The organism is Bizionia argentinensis JUB59 (genome assembly GCF_000224335.1).
GTDB classification, from domain to species: domain Bacteria; phylum Bacteroidota; class Bacteroidia; order Flavobacteriales; family Flavobacteriaceae; genus Algorimicrobium; species Algorimicrobium argentinense.
On sequence record NZ_AFXZ01000047.1, the window covers coordinates 1 to 21,165 of the forward strand.

17 protein-coding genes are annotated in these 21,165 nt (G+C 35.9%); 15 read left to right on the forward strand and 2 right to left on the reverse strand.

All coding sequences use genetic code 11. From position 1 onward, the window contains the following. Positions 1-559, forward strand: a 559-nt coding sequence (locus BZARG_RS11625) for a phage tail protein (RefSeq protein WP_050807311.1), incomplete at its 5' end; no start/stop codon positions are given. A 29-nt stretch (positions 560-588) separates the two neighbouring features. Then, complete coding sequence (locus tag BZARG_RS11630; protein WP_008638689.1) at positions 589-1,278, forward strand: T9SS type A sorting domain-containing protein; 690 nt, start codon at positions 589-591, stop codon at positions 1,276-1,278. Between the two features lie 58 nt (positions 1,279-1,336). Here the strand turns inward: BZARG_RS11630 and BZARG_RS11635 are convergent, their stop codons facing one another. Continuing rightward, positions 1,337-1,738 (reverse strand): SPOR domain-containing protein, encoded by a 402-nt coding sequence (locus tag BZARG_RS11635; RefSeq protein WP_040288612.1) that lies wholly within the window; start codon positions 1,736-1,738, stop codon positions 1,337-1,339. A gap of 140 nt (positions 1,739-1,878) precedes the next feature. Beyond that, positions 1,879-2,280 carry an SPOR domain-containing protein gene (locus BZARG_RS11640; RefSeq protein WP_008638654.1) on the reverse strand — a complete coding sequence of 134 codons (402 nt, stop codon included), beginning with the start codon at positions 2,278-2,280 and terminating at the stop codon, positions 1,879-1,881. Between the two features lie 215 nt (positions 2,281-2,495). On the opposite strand from BZARG_RS11640, the gene BZARG_RS11645 reads away from it, so the two are divergent. The 13 genes from BZARG_RS11645 to ruvA all read left to right on the forward strand — a co-directional run bounded on the left by BZARG_RS11645 (position 2,496) and on the right by ruvA (position 21,161). Then, a complete protein-coding gene (locus tag BZARG_RS11645) occupies positions 2,496-3,791 on the forward strand; it encodes a c-type cytochrome (protein ID WP_008638677.1) in 1,296 nt (431 codons plus the stop codon). Between the two features lie 62 nt (positions 3,792-3,853). After that, positions 3,854-7,045, forward strand: a complete 3,192-nt coding sequence (locus BZARG_RS11650; RefSeq protein ID WP_008638664.1) for a TAT-variant-translocated molybdopterin oxidoreductase — start codon at positions 3,854-3,856, stop codon at positions 7,043-7,045. 34 nt (positions 7,046-7,079) lie between these two features. Next, positions 7,080-8,825, forward strand: coding sequence for an NrfD/PsrC family molybdoenzyme membrane anchor subunit (nrfD, locus tag BZARG_RS11655; protein WP_008638721.1), 1,746 nt, complete (start codon positions 7,080-7,082; stop codon positions 8,823-8,825). Positions 8,826-8,828: 3 nt separating this feature from the next. Beyond that, positions 8,829-9,365, forward strand: coding sequence for a DUF3341 domain-containing protein (locus tag BZARG_RS11660; protein ID WP_008638634.1), 537 nt, complete (start codon positions 8,829-8,831; stop codon positions 9,363-9,365). A gap of 91 nt (positions 9,366-9,456) precedes the next feature. Continuing rightward, positions 9,457-9,924 (forward strand): c-type cytochrome, encoded by a 468-nt coding sequence (locus BZARG_RS11665; protein WP_008638649.1) that lies wholly within the window; start codon positions 9,457-9,459, stop codon positions 9,922-9,924. Positions 9,925-9,948: 24 nt separating this feature from the next. Then, positions 9,949-11,310, forward strand: coding sequence for a hypothetical protein (locus BZARG_RS11670; protein ID WP_008638676.1), 1,362 nt, complete (start codon positions 9,949-9,951; stop codon positions 11,308-11,310). A gap of 26 nt (positions 11,311-11,336) precedes the next feature. Then, positions 11,337-12,404: a cytochrome c oxidase subunit II gene (locus tag BZARG_RS11675; protein WP_008638681.1), complete on the forward strand. Its 1,068-nt coding sequence runs from the start codon at positions 11,337-11,339 to the stop codon at positions 12,402-12,404. A gap of 36 nt (positions 12,405-12,440) precedes the next feature. Then, a complete protein-coding gene (locus BZARG_RS11680) occupies positions 12,441-14,231 on the forward strand; it encodes a cytochrome c oxidase subunit I (protein WP_008638659.1) in 1,791 nt (596 codons plus the stop codon). 548 nt (positions 14,232-14,779) lie between these two features. Then, a complete protein-coding gene (gene ruvB, locus BZARG_RS11685) occupies positions 14,780-15,802 on the forward strand; it encodes a Holliday junction branch migration DNA helicase RuvB (protein WP_008638712.1) in 1,023 nt (340 codons plus the stop codon). Positions 15,803-15,874: 72 nt separating this feature from the next. Beyond that, complete coding sequence (locus BZARG_RS11690; protein ID WP_008638754.1) at positions 15,875-17,209, forward strand: cytochrome P450; 1,335 nt, start codon at positions 15,875-15,877, stop codon at positions 17,207-17,209. After that, the gene (queG, locus tag BZARG_RS11695; RefSeq protein WP_008638724.1) at positions 17,209-18,135 is read left to right on the forward strand and encodes a tRNA epoxyqueuosine(34) reductase QueG; all 927 of its coding nucleotides are present in this window, start codon (positions 17,209-17,211) and stop codon (positions 18,133-18,135) included. The genes BZARG_RS11690 and queG overlap by 1 nt, the downstream gene beginning before the upstream one ends. A gap of 84 nt (positions 18,136-18,219) precedes the next feature. Continuing rightward, positions 18,220-20,502: an NADP-dependent malic enzyme gene (locus BZARG_RS11700; RefSeq protein WP_008638688.1), complete on the forward strand. Its 2,283-nt coding sequence runs from the start codon at positions 18,220-18,222 to the stop codon at positions 20,500-20,502. Between the two features lie 77 nt (positions 20,503-20,579). After that, the gene (gene ruvA / locus BZARG_RS11705; protein ID WP_008638656.1) at positions 20,580-21,161 is read left to right on the forward strand and encodes a Holliday junction branch migration protein RuvA; all 582 of its coding nucleotides are present in this window, start codon (positions 20,580-20,582) and stop codon (positions 21,159-21,161) included. Positions 21,162-21,165 lie beyond the last annotated feature (4 nt).

A 21,165-nucleotide genomic window follows, 5' to 3' on the forward strand; every position in this document is an offset into this window, starting at 1 on the left:
TTTATTACTATGTTTAAGTTTTAGTAATACAACTAACGCACAAGATCAGTTTCTGGGGGAAGTCAGAATGTTTGCTGGTAATTATGCCCCAGTAGGATGGGCTAAATGTGAAGGACAATTATTGGCGATTTCCTCAAATTCAGCTTTGTTTTCCTTACTAGGTACTAATTACGGAGGAGATGGACAAACAACATTTGGACTTCCAGATTTAAGAGGTCGAGTACCTATGCATTATGGTAATGGTCCCGGTTTATCCGCGTATGCTCAAGGACAAAGCGGGGGTTCGGAATCTAACACTTTAACCGTTGCTAATTTACCAGCACATAATCATCAAGTAAATGCTGTGTTAGATGATGGAGATAGCGCTTCACCTAAATATAACTTTCCTGCTAATACAAAGCTATTGGATAAAGAGTATTCAGCAAACACTTCAAATACGACAATGAATTCTAGTATGATTGGGAATACAGGTAACAATCAGCCTGTAAATAATATGCAGCCGTATCAAACAGTAACGTTTATTATTGCCTTGCAAGGAATATATCCGTCACGACCATAAATGAAATTTAGAAATATAAACCGAACCAAATGAAAAAAAACTATTTATTTTTCTCGTTCTTACTGCTATCCTATTTTGGTTATTCGCAAATTACATTTAATGGCTGTCATCCGTTTTTTGATGATCAAAATTTTGTGTTTACTAATTTAGGGTTAGATACCACAGGACGGAATGTATATGAAACGAGGCCTATAGATGGTCAAGTTGATTGTGGCGGTTTGGGTACATGTGAATTTAGAATTTACTGGAATGAAAGTGAAGCGCGTTGGGAATTTATAGCTGACAGTGGTAATGGTGGCTTTTTTGAGCCTTATTTAATGTTTACCAATACTAATCCATCCACGCCAAACCCACCTAGTTTGAAACTTGGAATTTGGGTGGAAAACATAAGTCTTACAGAAGGTGGTTGCACAGGAAATTTAACAGAAGCCAATGCTGATTTTTTGGGAGATGTACAAGATTTTACTTTAGGTGTTTCTGATAACAATTTTACTAATCATATTCAATTAATACCTAATCCAGCCAAAAATATTGTTTTATTAATTGATTCTAGTAGTGAAATATTAATGCTTGAAATCTATGATATAAATGGAAAATTGCTACGTAAAGAGTCACATATAAGAGAAGGTATTGATGTTTCTAATCTGCCAAAGGGTGTGTATTTTGTAAAACTTATTGGGAAAAATTATATGCTTGTAAAAAAGCTAATTAAGGAGTGAAATTGAAATTTAAGCACAAAAAAAACGCTAAAGTCAATTTTAGCGTTTTTTTTATTTCTTAATTTCTGCTCTTCTTTTTAGGTTTAAAACGGAAAGCGTCATTAAATTCTTTTTTAATTTTCACAAGCGCGCGATCAGCTTCTAAACGACTTCTAAAGTTTCCAGCCCAGACTTTATAGTTGGGTGTTTCGTACACCAAAAGTAACGGGATTTTCTCAAAAGTAGCATTAAACTTACCCTTGGCTCTATCGGCTCCTGTACGATCTCCAGAATAAATTTGAATTTTATAACGGTCGGAATCGTTATTAGAAACATTCATTTCTTTCTTAATTGACAATAAAGCGTCCAATTCTGGCGATTTATTAATGGTAACAGTACCTTGTTGGGCATAAGAGAAGCTGATGCTTAATGCTAGACTTAAGGTTAATAAAGCAGTGGAATATCGGTTCAATAAATTCATTTTCAATAATATTTGATACAAATGTAAAAGATTATTACTTAAAAGTACTTCTTTTTAGTATATAGAATTTGGCGTACTTATAAATTCAATGCCATTTTATAAAAAGACTTCATAAAGGCTATTTAAACAGATTTGGAGCTCTATTTCTTTTCCTTATTTTTAGGTTTCAAACGAAAGGCATCTCTGAATTCTTCTTTAATTTTTATTAGTGCACGATCTACCTCTAAACGGTTTCTAAAATCACCAACCCATACTTTATAATTATTTGGATCGTATAGATCTATTACATTCCAATTTGGATAGAATACCTTAAAATGTTTGATGGCATCATCTGCACCTGCACGATCACCGGAGTAAATTTGAATTTTATAACGGTCGGAATCGTTATTAGAAACACTCATTTCTTTCTTAATTAACAATAAAGCGTCCAATTCAGACGATTTATTAATAGTAACTGTACCTTGTTGGGCGTAAGAAAAGCTAACACTTAGAGCTATGCTTAAGGTTAATAAGGTGGTGGAATATAGGTTCAATAAATTCATTTTCAATAGTATTTGAAACAAAAGTAAAAGATTATAACGTAAAACAACTTGCTTTTGTTATTTAGAACATCTCTAAATTACCAATTAACAGTTCTGTAACATTTCTAAAATCGACTTTATATGTTACTTTTGCGAGAGATTTTATTATTGTATTTTTTTTCTTTTGTTAATTGAAAAAGCATACCAAAGTTTTAGAAGTTAATTCAACCAATAATATGAAACAGGTGAATCACCGAAAATTAGGCAAGAACTTTTTACGTTTAAGTTTAGTTATTTTATTAGCATTTTCCACGTCACTTTCAGCGCAAGAGGGTGATCCAGTAACAGGTAAATCTTTATTTAATTCCAACTGTGCTGCTTGTCACCAATTAGATAAGAAGATGACAGGGCCCGCATTACGTAATGTCGAACAACGACTTGCCGATGATGAAGGTCTTGACAGAGAGTGGTTAAGTGCATGGATTCGTAATAGTTCAGCCATGATTAAGGCTGGGGATGCGTATGCCAATAAAATATTCAATGAGTATGGCGGCGCTGCCATGACAGCTTACCCACAATTGTCTGATGATGATATTAGTGATATTTTGGCCTACACGTCGGAAGAAGCACCTGCACCACCAGCCGTTGATCTAGCCGTTGGTTCTTCTCAAGGAGGCGGAACAGATGATGCTAGTTTTTCTAATAAAATTATATTAGGTGCAATGGCTGTGCTTTTTGCAATATTAGCCATGGCGTTAATTTTTGTAAGGCAAACATTAAACCGCTTTGCTGAAGCAAAAGGTGTTGATGTTTCTGGGCCGAAAAGAACCCCAATTTGGAAAGCATTTATTCAGAATCAATTTTTAGTGTTGGTTTCAGTAATTATACTGTTACTAGCTAGTGGTTATTTTGTATATGGCTTTTTCATGCAGATTGGTGTAGATCAAGGCTATCAACCAGTTCAGCCAATACATTATTCTCATAAAATCCACGCTGGCGATAACGGTATTGATTGTAAATACTGTCACTCATCTGCTCGTGTAAGTAAGCATTCTGGGATTCCTTCCTTAAATGTTTGTATGAATTGTCATAAATCAATTTACGAGGTTTCACCGGAAACAGCAACGGCAGAATATAGCAAAGAGTTTTACGATGGTGAAATTCAAAAGCTTTATGATGCTGTCGGTTGGGATGATGCAGAACAGAAATATACAGGTGATACACAACCAGTAAAATGGGTACGTATACATAATTTACCAGATTTTGCTTACTTTAACCATTCACAACACGTTTCGGTAGGAGGTATTGAATGTCAAACCTGTCACGGTCCTGTTGAAGAAATGGAAATTATGTATCAGCATGCACCGCTTACAATGGGATGGTGCATTAATTGTCACAGAGAAACGGATGTTAAGGTACAGGATAACGCATACTACACGAAAATTCATGAAGAATTATCTAAAAAATATGGTGTAGATAAGTTAACAGTAGCTCAAATGGGTGGTCTGGAATGTGGTAAGTGTCACTACTAAAGTCTTTTAAAAGGGATTTAAAGCTTTAAATTAATTAATAAGAAGTAATTCAATTATATAATATGTCATCAAACAAGAAATACTGGAAAAGTGTTGAAGAGCTAAACGAGAATAGCTCAATTGTTGAGGCGCTTAAACAAAACGAATTTGTTCAGGAAATACCAACAGATGATTTTTTAGGTAATAAAGAATCGTTGGAAAGCTCTAAAACAACACGTCGTGATTTCTTAAAATATGTTGGTTTTAGTACTGCAGCTGCATCATTAGCTGCGTGTGAAGGACCAGTTATTAAATCTATACCATATGTAGTGCAACCGGAAGAAATTATTCCTGGTGTTGCAAACTACTATGCAACAACGGTTGCAGATGGTTATGATTATGCGTCTGTTTTAGTGAAAACTCGTGAAGGTCGTCCAATTAAAATTGAAAACAACAAATTAGCTGCTACCAATGGTCATGCAAATGCTAGGGTGAATGCTTCTGTTTTAGGTTTATACGACAGTATGAGAATCCAAGGACCAATGAAAGCGGGCGAACCAATTTCATGGAGTGAATTGGATGCTGAAGTTGGACAAAAACTTACTAGTTTAAGTGGATCAGGAAAAGCTATCGTATTGTTAACGCAAACCTTTGCGAGTCCTTCTACCTACAAATTAGTGAGCGAGTTTAAAGAGAAATTTGGAAATGTTCGTCATGTACAATATGATGCCATTTCCGAATCTGCTGCTTTAGATGCTTTTGAAGCTAATTACGGTGAGCGTGGTTTAGTGAATTACGATTTCTCTAAAGCTATGACAATCGTTTCGGTGGCTGCAGACTTTTTAGGAGATTGGCAAGGTGGCGGTTTTGATACGGGCTATGTAAAAAACAGAGTTCCAGCTAATGGAAAAATGTCGCGTCATATTCAGTTTGAATCAAACATGTCCTTAACTGGAGCTAATGCAGATACACGTATTGCTTTAACACCAAGTCAGCAAAAGGTGGCGCTTGCTAAATTATATAGTTATGTAGTTGGCGGTTCTGTTTCTGGCGATTTGCCGCAGCGTCTTAATGATGCTATTCAGAAAGCCGCTTCAGAGTTGAAAAAAGCTGGAAGTAAAGGTGTTGTTGTAACTGGTATTCAAGATGTGAATGCACAAACAGTTGTTTTAGCGATTAATGCTTACTTGAATAGTCAAGCCTTCGATACTAAAACACTAATAAAAACAAGACAAGGAAATGATAATGATGTTTCTACTTTAATTGCTGATATGAATGCAGGGAAAGTAGGTGCTATTATTATGAGTGGTGTTAATCCACTATATACATTGCCAAATGCTGGCGAATTTTCTGAAGGTTTAAAACAAACTGATCTTTCAGTTTCGTTTACCATGAAGGCAGATGAAACAGCATTGGAAGTAGAATATCAAGCTGCTGCTCCACATTATTTAGAATCTTGGGGAGATGTTGAGTTGAAAAAAGGCCATTTCGGTTTAATGCAACCAACTATTCGTCCATTATTTGATACACGCCAGTTTCAAGAAGCGTTATTAAAGTGGACTGATAATAGCATGTCTTACCATGATTATGTGAAGCAAACTTGGAATACAAGTATTTTAGGTGGTACATCATTTAGTCAAGCATTGCACGATGGTGTATTTGTAAATGGTTCTGCAGTTTTAGGTACTACAGAAACAGCCAATGGGGTAACAGATAAAGATAACAAAACCTGGGTTGGTGGTGTTATTGATGATGTAGCTCAAGGTATTGGTTTAAATAATAAAGAAGAGGATACATTAGGTGAAATCGCGTCAGTTTCTGGTGGCGATGCTGCTAGAAAATTAGGAGCAACATCTACATCTAATGGATTAGAATTAGCGTTATATTCAAAAACATCAATGGGTGATGGGCAACATGCAAACAACCCTTGGTTGCAAGAATTGCCTGATCCACTTACAAGAGCAACATGGGATAATTATGTTACCGTTTCTCAAGCAGATGCAACTGAACTTGGTATTAAAAACTGGAACGTTGCTAATGGTGGATTAAACGGAAGTAATGTTGAGATTTCTGTTAACGGCGTTACTCTAACTGCTCCTGCTTTAATTCAACCTGGTCAAGCAAAAGGATCTATTGGTTTAGCCTTTGGATTTGGACGTAGAGCTGGTTTAAAAGAAGAAATGCAAACGGGTGTAAATGCGTTTCCATTATACGCAGACTTTAGTCTATCACAAGATAATGTTAGTATGAGTGTTGCTAGCGGTGAGCATGAATTTGCTTGTGTTCAGCTTCATAATACGCTAATGGGTCGTGGAGATATTATTAAAGAAACTACTTTAGAAATCTTTAATACAAAAGATAAGAAGCACTGGAATGCGATGCCAATGGTGTCATTAAACCATAAGCCGACGCCAGTTACTTCGCCAGAAGTAGATTTATGGGATAGCTTTGATCGTTCTATCGGTCATCACTTTAACTTGTCTATCGACTTAAATTCATGTACAGGTTGTGGTGCTTGTGTTATTGCTTGTCATGCAGAAAACAACGTGCCGGTTGTTGGTAAAGACGAAGTACGTCGTAGTCGTGATATGCACTGGTTACGTATTGACAGATATTACTCATCTGAATCGACCTTTACGGAAGATATTGAAAAGAAGGAAAACATTCATGGATTGTCAAGTTCATTAAATGAATTTAAAGAAATGGAGGATCCTTCCGATAATCCTCAAGTTGTTTTCCAACCAGTAATGTGTCAGCACTGTAATCACGCACCGTGTGAAACTGTATGTCCTGTGGCAGCAACATCACATGGTCGACAAGGTCAAAACCATATGGCTTATAACCGTTGTGTTGGTACACGTTATTGTGCAAACAACTGTCCTTATAAAGTACGTCGTTTCAACTGGTTCTTATACAGTGAAAATGATGAGTTTGATTACCATATGAACGACGATTTAGGTCGTATGGTATTAAACCCAGATGTAACTGTTCGTTCACGAGGTGTTATGGAAAAATGTTCTATGTGTATTCAAATGACACAGAAAACTATTCTAGATGCTAAGCGTGATGGCCGCGTAATTAAAGATAGCGAATTCCAAACAGCTTGTTCTGCAGCATGTGGAACTGGAGCTATGGTTTTTGGAGACATTAACGATGAAGACAGTCAAGTTTTAGAACTTAAAGAAGATAATCGTATGTATCACTTATTAGAATACCTTGGAACAAAACCAAATGTGATGTACCAAACAAAAGTGAGAAATACAACCGAAGCATAATAAAACGAATTAAGAAAATAATTATATAAGGATTATGGCGTCTCATTACGAAGCACCTATTAGAAGACCTTTAGTTATAGGGGAAAAATCATATCACGACGTTACTGTTGATGTGGCAAGGCCTGTAGAGGGTAAGGCAAATAAATCTTGGTGGATTGTATTTTCTATCGCACTTATCGCTTTCCTTTGGGGAGTTGGGTGTATAATATATACAGTCTCCACAGGTATTGGAACTTGGGGTTTGAATAAAACCATAGGTTGGGCTTGGGATATTACTAACTTCGTTTGGTGGGTTGGTATTGGTCACGCAGGAACATTAATTTCTGCGGTACTTCTACTTTTCCGTCAGAAATGGAGAATGGCAATTAACCGATCTGCGGAAGCAATGACAATTTTTGCTGTTGTGCAAGCGGGTTTATTCCCAATCATCCACATGGGGCGTCCTTGGTTAGCGTATTGGGTATTACCAATACCAAACCAATTCGGTTCGTTATGGGTTAACTTTAACTCGCCATTACTTTGGGATGTATTTGCTATTTCAACGTATTTATCGGTTTCGCTAGTTTTCTGGTGGACAGGTTTACTACCAGATTTCGCCATGATTCGTGATAGAGCAGTTAAGCCTTTTCAAAAGAAAATTTATTCTTTATTAAGTTTTGGTTGGTCAGGACGAGCTAAAGATTGGCAACGTTTTGAAGAAGTGTCTTTGGTACTTGCAGGTTTAGCAACGCCATTAGTACTTTCTGTGCATACTATTGTATCATTTGACTTCGCAACATCGGTTATACCAGGATGGCACACCACTATTTTTCCACCATACTTTGTTGCTGGTGCAATTTTCTCTGGGTTTGCCATGGTAAACACGCTTCTTATTATAATGAGAAAAGTGTCTAACTTAGAAGATTATATTACTGTTCAACATATTGAGTTAATGAACATCGTTATCATGCTTACGGGTTCTATTGTAGGTGTGGCTTATATTACCGAGCTGTTTATTGCTTGGTACTCTGGTGTAGAATATGAGCAATATGCGTTTTTAAACAGAGCAACTGGGCCATACTGGTGGGCTTATTGGTCCATGATGACCTTTAACGTATTCTCCCCACAGTTTATGTGGTTTAAAAAATTACGTACCAGTATTATGTTCTCTTTCTTTATCTCTATTGTGGTAAACATCGGAATGTGGTTTGAGCGTTTTGTTATTATTGCAACGTCATTACACCGTGATTACATGCCATCAGCTTGGACTATGTTCTCACCAACATTTGTAGATATTGGAATTTTTATTGGAACCATTGGATTCTTCTTCGTATTATTTTTATTATACGCTAGAACGTTCCCAGTAATTGCGCAAGCGGAGATTAAAACTATTTTAAAATCGTCAGGTGAGCGTTACAAGAGAATTAGAGATCGTGGCGACAGTTTAATGGGTACGGGAGCAGATGCTAGAACATCTGGTGTTGTTGCAACTCAACCTGTAGCGCCAAATACACCTGTTACACCTGTTGTTGATAACACGGATAGAATAAATATGCTATTAAGTAGTATTGGTAAATTTGATCCAGCACTACAAAATGCAGATGATCTGAAGAGAATTGTTGGTATAGATGCAAATATGGAAGATGCACTTAACAGCATTGGAATCTATACATTACTTCAGATAAGTAAATTGACAAATAACGAATACACCTTGTTAGATGAAATCACAGGTTCATTCCCTGGAAGAGCTGAAAGTGAAGACTGGTCTGGACAAGCTAAACAACTAATAAACGAAGCGTAGATAATGGAAACATCAAAAGTAATTCACGCTATTTATACAGACGACGATGTATTAATGTCGGCTGTTAAAAGAGTTAAAGCTGAAAAGTATCATATTGACGAAATCTTTACCCCTTTTCCAGTTCACGGACTAGATAAGGCTATGGGTTTAGCACCAACACGTTTGGCTATTACTTCCTTTATTTATGGTAGTATTGGTTTAGTGTTTTCTATATGGCTGATGAACTTTATTATGATTGAAGATTGGCCACAGGATATCGGTGGTAAACCAAGCTTTAGTTATTTAGAAAATAGTCCAGCTTTTGTACCTATAATGTTTGAGCTTACGGTTTTCTTTGCTGCCCACTTAATGGTAATTACATTTTACTTACGTAGTAAATTGTGGCCATTTAAGAAAGCTGAAAATCCAGATTTAAGAACAACAGATGACCATTTTTTAATGGAAATTTCAATTCATAATAATCAAGATGAATTGGTAAACCTATTAAAGGAAACGGGTGCAGTTGAAATAAATATTGTTGAAAAAGAAGAAGCACATTAATATGAAGGCCTTAATAAAAATAACAATTATAGCATTGGTATTAGTAACGATGGTATCTTGTAGTAAACAAGGAAGTCGTAACTATGAATTCATGCCAAACATGTATCAATCTGTTGGTTATGAAACATATCAGGAAACAAGCGCTTTTAGAAATGGTAAAGAAGCACAACTTCCAGTCGAAGGTTCTATTGCAAGAGGGTATATGCCTTTTGACATAGATAATACATTGGACGGTTTTAACGAAGCAAAAGCATCATTAATGAGTCCTTTGGATTCAACACAGTTAGATGGTCCTAGAGGAAAAGAATTGTACAATATTTACTGCGGAATTTGTCATGGCCCAACAGGTGATGGTCAAGGAGTCTTGGTGAAACGTGAAAAAATTCTTGGTATACCTAGTTATTCGGACGTTGGAAGAGCAATTACTGCGGGTAGTACATATCATACTATTTATTATGGTAAAAACTCCATGGGTTCTTATGCCAACCAGTTGAATGAGGAAGAACGTTGGCAAGTAGTGGCTTATGTTTTAGAGTTAAAAGCCAATTTAGAAAAATAAGATAGATAAAGATTATATATAGATATGTACACATTCTCAAATAAATTAAAGACATTTTCTGTTGCCCTAATTATATTAGGCCTAATAGGTGTTGTTTATGGTTTTATGACATCTCATAAATCTTTTGAAGACGTTGAAACCATGCTTGCTGCTGAAGCTTCCCACGGAGGTCATGCAGTAGAGGCTTCAGATGATTTAGCCACAACAAGTGATATGACTATGGATAGTGCTTCAGAAGGCATTACAGTTGCTAGTCATGTAAACGAGCACAAAGAACATGTGGAGCATGTACAGCACCAAATAGCAAATAGACCTTGGTCCGCTATTTATGTTGCCGCATTTTTCTTTTTCATGATTGCTTTAGGTGTTTTAGCTTTTTATGCCGTTCAGTTTGCATCACAAGCAGGATGGTCGCCAGTGCTTTTTAGAGTTATGGAAGGTATTTCGGCTTACGTTTTACCGGGAGGTTTAATTGTTTTAGCAATTGCTGTGGGTTCTGGTATTATTGGTGATTACAATTTATTTATCTGGATGGATCCAGAGGTTGTTGCCAACGATAAAATTATTCAAAATAAAGAAAGCTGGTTAAATATTCCTTGGTTTGCAATTAGAGGTTTAATATTTATTGCAGGATGGAGTTTATACGCATATTTTGCACGTAAATTTTCTATTGCGCAAGATAATGCCGATATTAATGATAATCGTAACTTCAAAAAATCATTCCGTATTGCAGCTGGATTCCTAGTGTTTTATATCTATACGGAATCAATTATGTCTTGGGACTGGATTATGAGTGTAGATCCACACTGGTTTAGTACCTTATTTGGATGGTACTTGTTTTCAGGTATGTTTGTAAGTGGTATTACAGTAATTGCATTGGTATCTATTTACTTAAGATCTAGAGGCTTTTTAAATTTTGTAAATGATAGCCATATACACGATTTAGCTAAATTTATGTTCGGTATGAGTATTTTCTGGACGTACTTATGGTTCTCACAGTTTATGTTAATTTGGTATTCAAATATTCCGGAAGAAGTAACATATTTTGTAACGCGTTTCCAAGATTACCAATTGCCGTTTTTAGGAATGGTTGTTTTAAACTTTGTGTTCCCTTTATTACTATTAATGAATAGTGATTATAAGCGTATGTCTTGGTTTGTGGTAATGACTGGGGTAATTGTATTAGCGGGCCATTATATAGATATATTCGTAATGATTATGCCCGCCACAGTGGGCGATAGATGGTTTATTGGAATTCCTGAAATTAGTGCCGTTTTATTATTTGCTGGTCTATTTATGCTAGTTATCTTTACAGCCTTAACAAAAGCGCCATTATTAGCCAAAGGGAATCCGTTTATTAAAGAAAGTGAACATTTTCATTATTAAAAATTAATTAAAGAAGAGAAGAGACAATGACAGCTTTTTTGACAATTATAATAGTTCTTTTTATTGCTATTGCTATATGGCAAATGGTAAAAATATTTGACCTTTCGCAAGTAGGGGTTTCAAATGACCAAATAGCAAACGATAAAGACAATAAGATTAATGCATACTTAATGTTGGCTTTTTTAGTCTTCATTTATGGTATCACGATTGTTTCCCTAGTTTTCTGGGGTGATTTACCGTTGATGTCTAATGCGGCATCTGAACATGGTGCTGATGTAGATAATTTAATGACTATCTCCATGATAGTTCTTTTTACTGTGCAAATCATTACCCAATTTCTATTACATTACTTTGCATATATCTATCGCGGTGAAAAAGGCAAAAAGGCCTTGTATTATGCTGATAATAATACGCTGGAAGCTATTTGGACCATTATTCCTGTAATTGTATTATCTGGATTAATTATTTATGGTTTATTCACTTGGACTACCATTATGAATGTTAGTGAAGATGATGATCCGTTAATAGTGGAATTATATGCGCAACAGTTTAACTGGAAAGTGCGTTACGCCGGAAATGATAATACATTAGGAAAAGCAAACGTGCGTTTAATTAACTATGACAATGCCAACATTCTTGGTGTTGATGAAGCAGATCCAAACTCGCAAGACGATAAAATTACAACCGAATTGCATTTACCAGTTGGAAAGCCAGTATTAATTAAAATGCGATCGCAAGACGTTTTGCACTCGGCTTATATGCCACACTTTAGAGCGCAGATGAACTGTGTACCAGGAATGATAACCCAATTTGGATTTACACCAACGGTTACCACAGCTGATATGAGACTGACGCCGGAAATGATTGATAAAGTGGCTAACATTAACAATATCCGTGAGGAGAAAAGTATAGAGTTAGCAGCTAAAGGTGAAGCAGTTTTGGATCCTTATGAATTTGATTATCTAGTATTATGTAATAAAATTTGCGGTACGTCACATTATAACATGCAAATGAAAATAGTAGTAGAGACCCAAGAGGAATATGACGCTTGGTTAGCAGAACAAAAAGAATTTAAAGATTCTTTAATTAAGTAATTAAGAACGGTTTTTAAAAAAAGTATATAGAAGATTATGTCAACACATGTAGATACTCACGCTCTCGACGACGATCACGGACATCATCATAAGGAAACATTTATAACTAAATATATATTTAGTCAGGATCATAAAATGATTGCCAAGCAGTACCTAATTACAGGTACTTTAATGGGAATTATAGGCGTATTAATGTCCGTTATGTTCCGTATCCAGATTGCATGGCCAGGAGAACCAAATATATTATTTGAAGCTTTACTAGGTAAATGGGCGCCAGGTGGTGTAATGGATGCAGATATTTATTTAGCATTGGTTACCATACACGGTACCATTATGGTGTTCTTTGTATTAACAGCTGGTTTAAGTGGAACTTTCAGTAACCTGTTAATTCCCTTGCAAATTGGTGCGCGCGATATGGCGTCAGGATTTCTAAATATGGTGTCATATTGGTTATTCTTTGTTTCTAGTATATTAATGGTTGGTTCTCTATTTGTAGAGGCTGGACCTGCTGCAGCTGGTTGGACAATTTATCCACCGTTATCTGCATTACCAATGGCACAAGGAGGTTCTGGAATGGGTATGACTATCTGGTTAATATCTATGGCTATATTTATTGCATCCTCTTTATTAGGATCTTTAAACTATGTGGTTACAGTTATTAACTTACGTACAAAAGGTATGTCTATGACACGTTTACCATTAACAATCTGGGCTTTCTTTGTAACGGCTATTATTGGATTGGTATCGTTTCCTGTATTATTTGCAGCTGCACTATTATTAATAATGGATAGAAGCTTTGGTACATCATTCTTCTTGTCCGATATATTTATTCAAGGTGAAGTCTTACATTATCAAGGTGGATCGCCAGTTTTATTCGAGCACTTATTTTGGTTCCTAGGGCATCCAGAAGTATATATTGTTATTCTTCCTGCCATGGGATTAGTATCCGAAATTATGGCAACCAACTCACGAAAACCTATTTTCGGTTACCGTGCTATGATTGCTTCTATTTTGGCTATTGCATTCCTTTCAACAATTGTTTGGGGACACCATATGTTTGTATCAGGTATGAATCCATTTTTAGGATCTGTATTTACTTTTACAACCTTATTAATTGCAATTCCATCTGCGGTAAAAGCCTTTAACTGGATTACTACAATATGGAAGGGGAATATTCAAATGAATCCCGCCATGCTATTCGCTATTGGTTTTGTTTCTACATTTATTACTGGTGGTTTAACAGGAATTATTTTAGGAGATAGTGCTTTAGATATTAACGTGCATGATACGTATTTCGTTATTGCTCACTTCCACTTGGTTATGGGTATATCAGCATTGTATGGTATGTTCGCTGGTATTTATCACTGGTATCCAAGAATGTTTGGACGCATGATGAATAAGAAAATGGGTTATATCCATTTCTGGATAACAGCGGTTTCTGCTTATGGGGTTTTCTTCCCAATGCACTTTATTGGAATGGCAGGTTTACCAAGACGTTACTATACAAACTCAAGTTTCCCGTTGTTTGATGATTTAGCGAACGTAAACGTTGTTATTACAGTATTTGCAATTATTGGATCAGCTATACAAATTCTTTATCTATATAACTTCTTTGTAAGTATGTTTTATGGTAAGAAAGCAGAGCAGAATCCATGGAAAGGAACAACTTTAGAATGGACAGCTCCTGTGAAGCATATTCATGGAAACTGGCCTGGAGCAATTCCTCATGTTTACCGTTGGCCTTATGATTATAGCAAACCTGGTCATGACACCGATTTTGTTATGCAGAACGTACCTTTAAAAGAGGGTGAAGAAGAATTACATTAAAATTTCCCTTTGAAAAAAGGGGTCTCGCAAAGAGATTTATAATATCAAAGCCTTTCTATTAATTTAGAGAGGCTTTTTTGATTATAAAGGTTACCGAATATTCTGTTTATTTGACATGCAATAAATATGATGAAGAAGTTTTTATTTGCACTTTGAACAAAATAGATTCCTGCCTTCGCAGAAATTTGGCTGGAAAAAGGGATCTCGCAAAGATATTCATATTATCAAAGCCTTTCTATTAATTTAGAGAGGCTTTTTTGATTATAAAGATTACCGAATTTTCTGTTTATTTGATATGCAATAAATATGATGAAGCATTTTTTGTTTTCACTTTGAATAAAAGAGATTCACAATATCAAAGCCTTTCTATTAAATTAGAAAGGCTTTTCTGTTTTTTGATAAAAATGTATAGCACACTTCGTATATTTGTTTGAATAGAGATAACCTATGAGAGTGTTCAAGAAGTACCTTTATATTTAAAGAATATATTCGAATCTATTTTTAAATCGAATAGAATAAAAAGATTCCCACTTTTGTGGGAAGTAAACATGAACGAAAATCTAGATCCAACAAACGAAAATTTTTCTCCGGAAGAAAACGATGTCGAGAAACAATTAAGACCTTTATCTTTTGACGATTTTACAGGCCAAGAACAAATATTGGAGAATCTTAAAATATTTGTACAAGCTGCAAATGGTCGAGAAGAGGCTTTAGATCATACCTTATTTCATGGACCACCAGGATTAGGAAAAACTACTTTGGCTCATATTCTCGCAAGCGAGTTAGGCGTGAGCATAAAAGTTACCTCTGGGCCTGTTTTAGATAAACCAGGGGATTTGGCTGGGTTGCTTACCAATTTGGAAGAACGTGACGTTTTGTTTATTGATGAAATCCATAGATTAAGTCCCATTGTGGAGGAGTATTTGTACTCTGCGATGGAAGATTATAAAATTGATATCATGATCGAATCTGGACCAAATGCTAGGACCGTTCAGATTAATTTAAATCCTTTTACGTTAATTGGGGCTACAACACGCTCTGGATTATTAACAGCACCAATGCGTGCGCGTTTTGGAATTCAAAGTCGTTTACAATATTATAACACGGAATTACTAACAACTATCGTTCAACGGAGTTCAGATATTCTAAATGTTCCTATTTCTATGGAAGCAGCGGTAGAAATTGCAGGAAGAAGTAGGGGAACGCCTCGTATTGCCAATGCATTACTGCGTCGCGTACGGGATTTTGCACAAATAAAAGGTAATGGTAATATTGATATTAAAATTGCACGCTTCGCTTTAGAAGCGCTTAATGTGGACGCTCACGGTTTGGATGAAATGGATAATAAAATTTTAACCACTATTATTGATAAATTTAAAGGCGGTCCTGTAGGATTGAATACCGTTGCAACTGCCGTTAGTGAAAGTGCCGAAACCATTGAAGAGGTATATGAACCATTTTTAATCCAACAAGGATTTATTATGCGTACACCGCGAGGTCGTGAAGTTACGGATCTTGCCTATAAACATTTAGGCCGGGTAAAAGGACCAACGCAAAGTGGTTTGTTTTAAAGGCGCATTTGTTCAGCCTTAACAAAGGATCACAAATTTGTCATAAATTGTAATGTAATCCCTATTTTAAATTTGAAAGCTAAAAGTCAAATACCAACTGTTCCATTAATTAGATTTATAAGAAATTCATTAGAAATTCTTAAAAACCCTTTGCCATTTCATCATAAAAATTTTACGGAACAGGGTGATATTTTTAGATTAAAAATTGGCTTTAAAAATAGTGTCGTTTTTATTCGCGATGCTGCTTTTGCAGAATATGTTCTTCAAAAGAACCAAAAAAACTATAAGAAATCTAAAATTCAAACGGTAGATTTAGTAAAATACGTTGGAAAAGGATTATTAACGGCAGAAGGCGAGCACTGGAAAAGACAGCGTAAACTTATTCAGCCTGCTTTTCATAAAAAACAATTAGAAAATCTATTAGACAGTATAAAAAATGCCATTGTTTTAGAACTTCAAAAAATTACGGCAGAAACAAAAATTAATGTATTTCCTATTCTAAACGATTTGGCTTTTCAAACGGTTGTTAAATCTTTGTTCAGCAGTGCTGCCAATCAAGAAGATATTAATCGCTTGCAATATATTACCGAAGACGCTCAAAAAATGTTGGTCAGAGAATTGCGCCAACCATATTTGGGTTGGTGGTTTAAATTTGGAGGGGAAATTGAAAAGCATTTAAAATTAACGCGTGAAGCACGAGACATTTTAAAGCGGATTGTGAATGAACGTCGTGCTTCTGAAGTAAAAGAAAACGATTTGCTAGATATGCTGTTGGATGCCAAATATGATGATGGTTCAGCAATGGAAGAGGAACAGCTAATAGATGAAATTTTAATTCTCTTTACCGCTGGACATGAAACCACATCCAATGCACTCACATTCACATCTCAACTATTAGCATTGCATCCAGAGTGGCAAGATGAAATTTATAAGGAACGCCTCGAAATAAAAGAGGAAAGTGACGACTTGATGGATTTGGTTACAAAATCTAAAGTTTGTCAGCAAGTTATAGAAGAAGCTATGCGTTTATATCCGCCTGTTTATTTTATAGACCGGGTTAATATCGAGCCAGACCATTTTAGTGGTTTAGATTTTGAAGCTGAATCGAATCTTTTATTTTCTATCTACGAAATTCACCGTCATGCTGATTTATGGGAGCAGCCTAATGAGTTTTTGCCAGAACGTTTTGCGGAAGGCAGTCGAAAATTCTCATCCCAATATTTCCCATTTGGAGCTGGGCCACGAAAGTGCATAGGAAATAACTTCGCCATGTTTGAAATGATTATTGCCGTTTCAGAATTGGTGTCAACCTATAAAATTCAACCTAATTTTAAAACTATTGAAGTCACGCCGTTAATAGCTTTAAAACCTAAAAATGCATTTTTGACTTTTATAAAAAGGAAGTAATGATAAACAACAAGGCTAAATACACCGCACTGATTAAAGCCGAAGCTAAACGACTTGGTTTTTTATCCTGTGGTATTAGTCCGGCAGGGTTTTTAGAGGAAGAAGCGCCACGATTGGAAAATTGGCTTAATAAGAATATGAATGGTGAAATGTCCTATATGGAAAACCATTTTGATAAACGATTAGACCCTACTAAATTAGTGGAAGGTTCTAAAAGTGTGGTTTCGCTTTTGCTAAATTATTATCCTGAAGAAACGCAACAAAACGAAACCTATAAATTGTCTAAATACGCGTACGGAACCGATTATCATTTCGTTATAAAAGATAAATTAAAATCACTTTTACAAACTATTCAAGATGAAATAGGCGAAGTTGGTGGTCGTGCTTTTGTAGATTCTGCGCCCGTTTTAGATAAAGCTTGGGCATCAAAATCTGGTTTAGGATGGGTAGGAAAGCACACGTTACTGTTATCACAACAATCAGGCTCGTTTCATTTTATTGCCGAATTAATTATCGATTTAGAATTAGAATACGATTCTATAACAACCGATCATTGTGGAACATGCACCAAATGCATTGACGCCTGTCCAACCAATGCCATTGCGGAACCTTATGTCGTAGATGGTAGTAAATGTATTTCCTATTTTACTATAGAATTAAAGGATAATATTCCCACCGAATTTAAAGGCCAGATTGAAGATTGGATGTTTGGCTGTGATATTTGTCAAGATGTTTGTCCATGGAATCGTTTTTCAAAAGCACATAGCGAACCGCTTTTTAATCCACATCCCGACTTATTGGAAATGACTAAAAAGGATTGGGAAGAAATAACCGAAGACACTTTTAAAAAAGTATTTAAAAAATCGGCAGTAAAACGCACCAAATTCGCAGGATTAACTCGGAATATTGATTTCATAAAAGGATAGAAATTCTAAAAGTCTTCACGCTTTTTCCTGTCATTTTGTGTTGTAAAAATGTATATTTGTTTGTCTTAATAAACAGATATATAAATGAGCAAACAAAGCAGAAGAAGAGAGGCATTAGTGTATCACGCGAAACCTACACCTGGAAAGATAAAAGTTGTACCAACTAAAAAATACGCTAGTCAGCGTGATTTATCGTTAGCATATTCACCAGGAGTTGCTGAGCCTTGCCTTGAAATTGAAAAAGACAAAGACAATGTTTATAAATATACAGCCAAAGGAAATTTAGTTGCGGTTATTACCAACGGAACAGCCGTTTTAGGTCTTGGAAATATTGGTCCTGAAGCATCTAAACCAGTTATGGAGGGCAAAGGTTTGCTTTTTAAAATATTTGCAGATATTGATGTTTTCGATATTGAAGTGGATACCGAAGATGTTGAAATATTCATTCAAACCGTAAAAATGATTGCCCCAACTTTTGGTGGTATCAATTTAGAAGATATTAAGGCGCCGGAAGCTTTTGAAATAGAACGCCGACTAAAAGAAGAATTGGATATTCCGGTTATGCACGATGATCAACACGGAACAGCTATTATTTCAGCTGCAGCTTTATTAAACGCTTTAGAATTAGCTGAAAAAGATATTAAAGATGCGCGAATAGTTGTTAGTGGTGCAGGTGCTGCCGCTATTTCTTGCTCACGTTTATACCAAGCTTTTGGTGCCACGCGTGAAAACATGGTAATGCTAGATAGTAAAGGTGTTATTCGTCAAGATCGCGATAATTTAACACCCGAAAAAGCAGAGTTTGCAACCCATAGAGATATTACAACCATTGAAGATGCAATGAATAATGCCGATGTATTTATCGGGTTATCTACGTCTGATATCGTATCGCCAAGCATGTTATTAACCATGGCCGATAATCCGATCGTTTTTGCAATGGCAAATCCGGATCCAGAAATTGAATATGAGTTAGCCGTTGCTACCAGAAAGGATTTAATTATGGCTACTGGCCGAAGTGATCATCCTAACCAAGTAAACAACGTTTTAGGATTTCCTTATATCTTTAGAGGTGCTTTAGACGTTCGTGCTACGAAAATTAATGAAGAAATGAAAAAGGCGGCAGTTATAGCCTTGGCTAATTTAGCCAAAGAGCCTGTGCCAGAACAAGTAAATATAGCTTATGATGAAACACGCCTAACCTTTGGTCGTGAGTATATTATTCCAAAACCTTTTGATCCACGATTGATTTCAAAAATCCCGCCTGCAGTTGCCAAAGCAGCTATTGAAAGTGGTGTGGCAAAACATCCAATTACAGATTGGGATAAATATGAAAACGAGCTTTTAGAACGTTCAGGTTCTGATAATAAAATGGTGCGTCTGCTTTTAAATCGCGCCAAGTTAAATCCAAAACGCGTTGTTTACACAGAAGCAGATCATTTAGACGTATTGAAAGCAGCTCAAATTGCACATGATGAAGGTATTGCACTTCCTATTTTATTAGGTCGTCGCGATGTTATTGAACGCCTAAAGCTTGAGATTGAATTTGATGCAGAGGTTCCAATTATCGATCCAAAATCGGATGAAGAAGAAGAACGTAAAAATGCATATGCTAAAGTATATTGGCAGCAACGTCAACGCAAAGGAATTACCCTGTTTTCAGCAGAGAAAATGATGCGTGAGCGAAATTATTTTGCAGCTATGATGGTCCATGAAGGCGATGCAGATGCCTTAATTTCAGGTTTTTCACAGAGCTATCCTTTGGTTGTAAAACCGATGCTGGAAGTTATTGGTCTGGCTCCTGGCTCTACGCGTGTGGCTACAACCAATCTAATGATGACCGAACGTGGCCCGTTATTCTTAAGTGATACGGCTATAAATATCAATCCATCAGCTACCGATTTAATGAAAATAGCTCAAATGACGGCTGGTGTGGTTAAAATGTTTGGAATGGAACCAGTTATGGCTATGATTTCATATTCTAACTTTGGTTCTTCAAAAAATCAAACAGCCACTAAAGTTCGTGAAGCGGTTGCGTATTTACATCAAAGACACCCTGATTTATTAGTGGATGGCGAATTACAATCCGATTTCGCCTTAAACAGGGAAATGCTTGAAGATGCCTTCCCTTTTTCTAAACTAGCAGGAAAGAAAGTAAATACCTTAATTTTTCCGAATTTAGAGTCGGCAAATATTACTTACAAACTTCTAAAAGAATTGAATCAAGCAGATTCTATTGGACCAATCATGATGGGAATGCGCAAGCCTGTACATATTTTACAATTAGATGCCAGTGTGGACGAAATTGTAAATATGACTGCAATTGCAGTAATTGATGCCCAACTAAAAGAGAAATTAGCAGATCTTTAAAACGTGTATTCAGTTAGCAAACAGCTTTGATTTGGAAATAATTTTATTACATTTGAGAGTTAAAATAATGTTAATTAATGATTACACATATTCAAGGAAGACTTGTTGAAAAAAAGCCAACAGACGTTGTTATAGATTGCAACGGTGTTGGCTATCATTTAAATATATCACTTCATACTTTTTCGCAAATACCAGATAGCGAAAACCTTAAGTTGTATACACACCTTCAGGTAAAGGAAGACTCGCATACGTTGTTTGGGTTTTCAACGCTTGCTGAACGCGAAATTTTCCGTTTACTCATATCAGTTAGTGGTATTGGTTCAAGTATAGCCAGGACTATGTTATCCTCTTTAACACCTGTACAGGTGCGTGAAGGAATAGCGCTTGGTGATGTTGCCTTAATTCAATCCGTTAAAGGAATTGGCGCAAAAACGGCTCAACGCGTTATTTTAGATTTGAAAGATAAAATTTTGAAAGTCTACGATATTGATGAAAATTCTACAACGCAAAGCAATACAAATAAAGATGAAGCGTTATCGGCTTTAGAGGTTTTAGGTTTCTCCAAGAAACAATCAGAACGCGTGGTAGACAAGTTTTTAACTCAAGAGCCACAAGCGGATGTCGAAACCATAATAAAGCAAGCGTTAAAAAATTTATAATAGA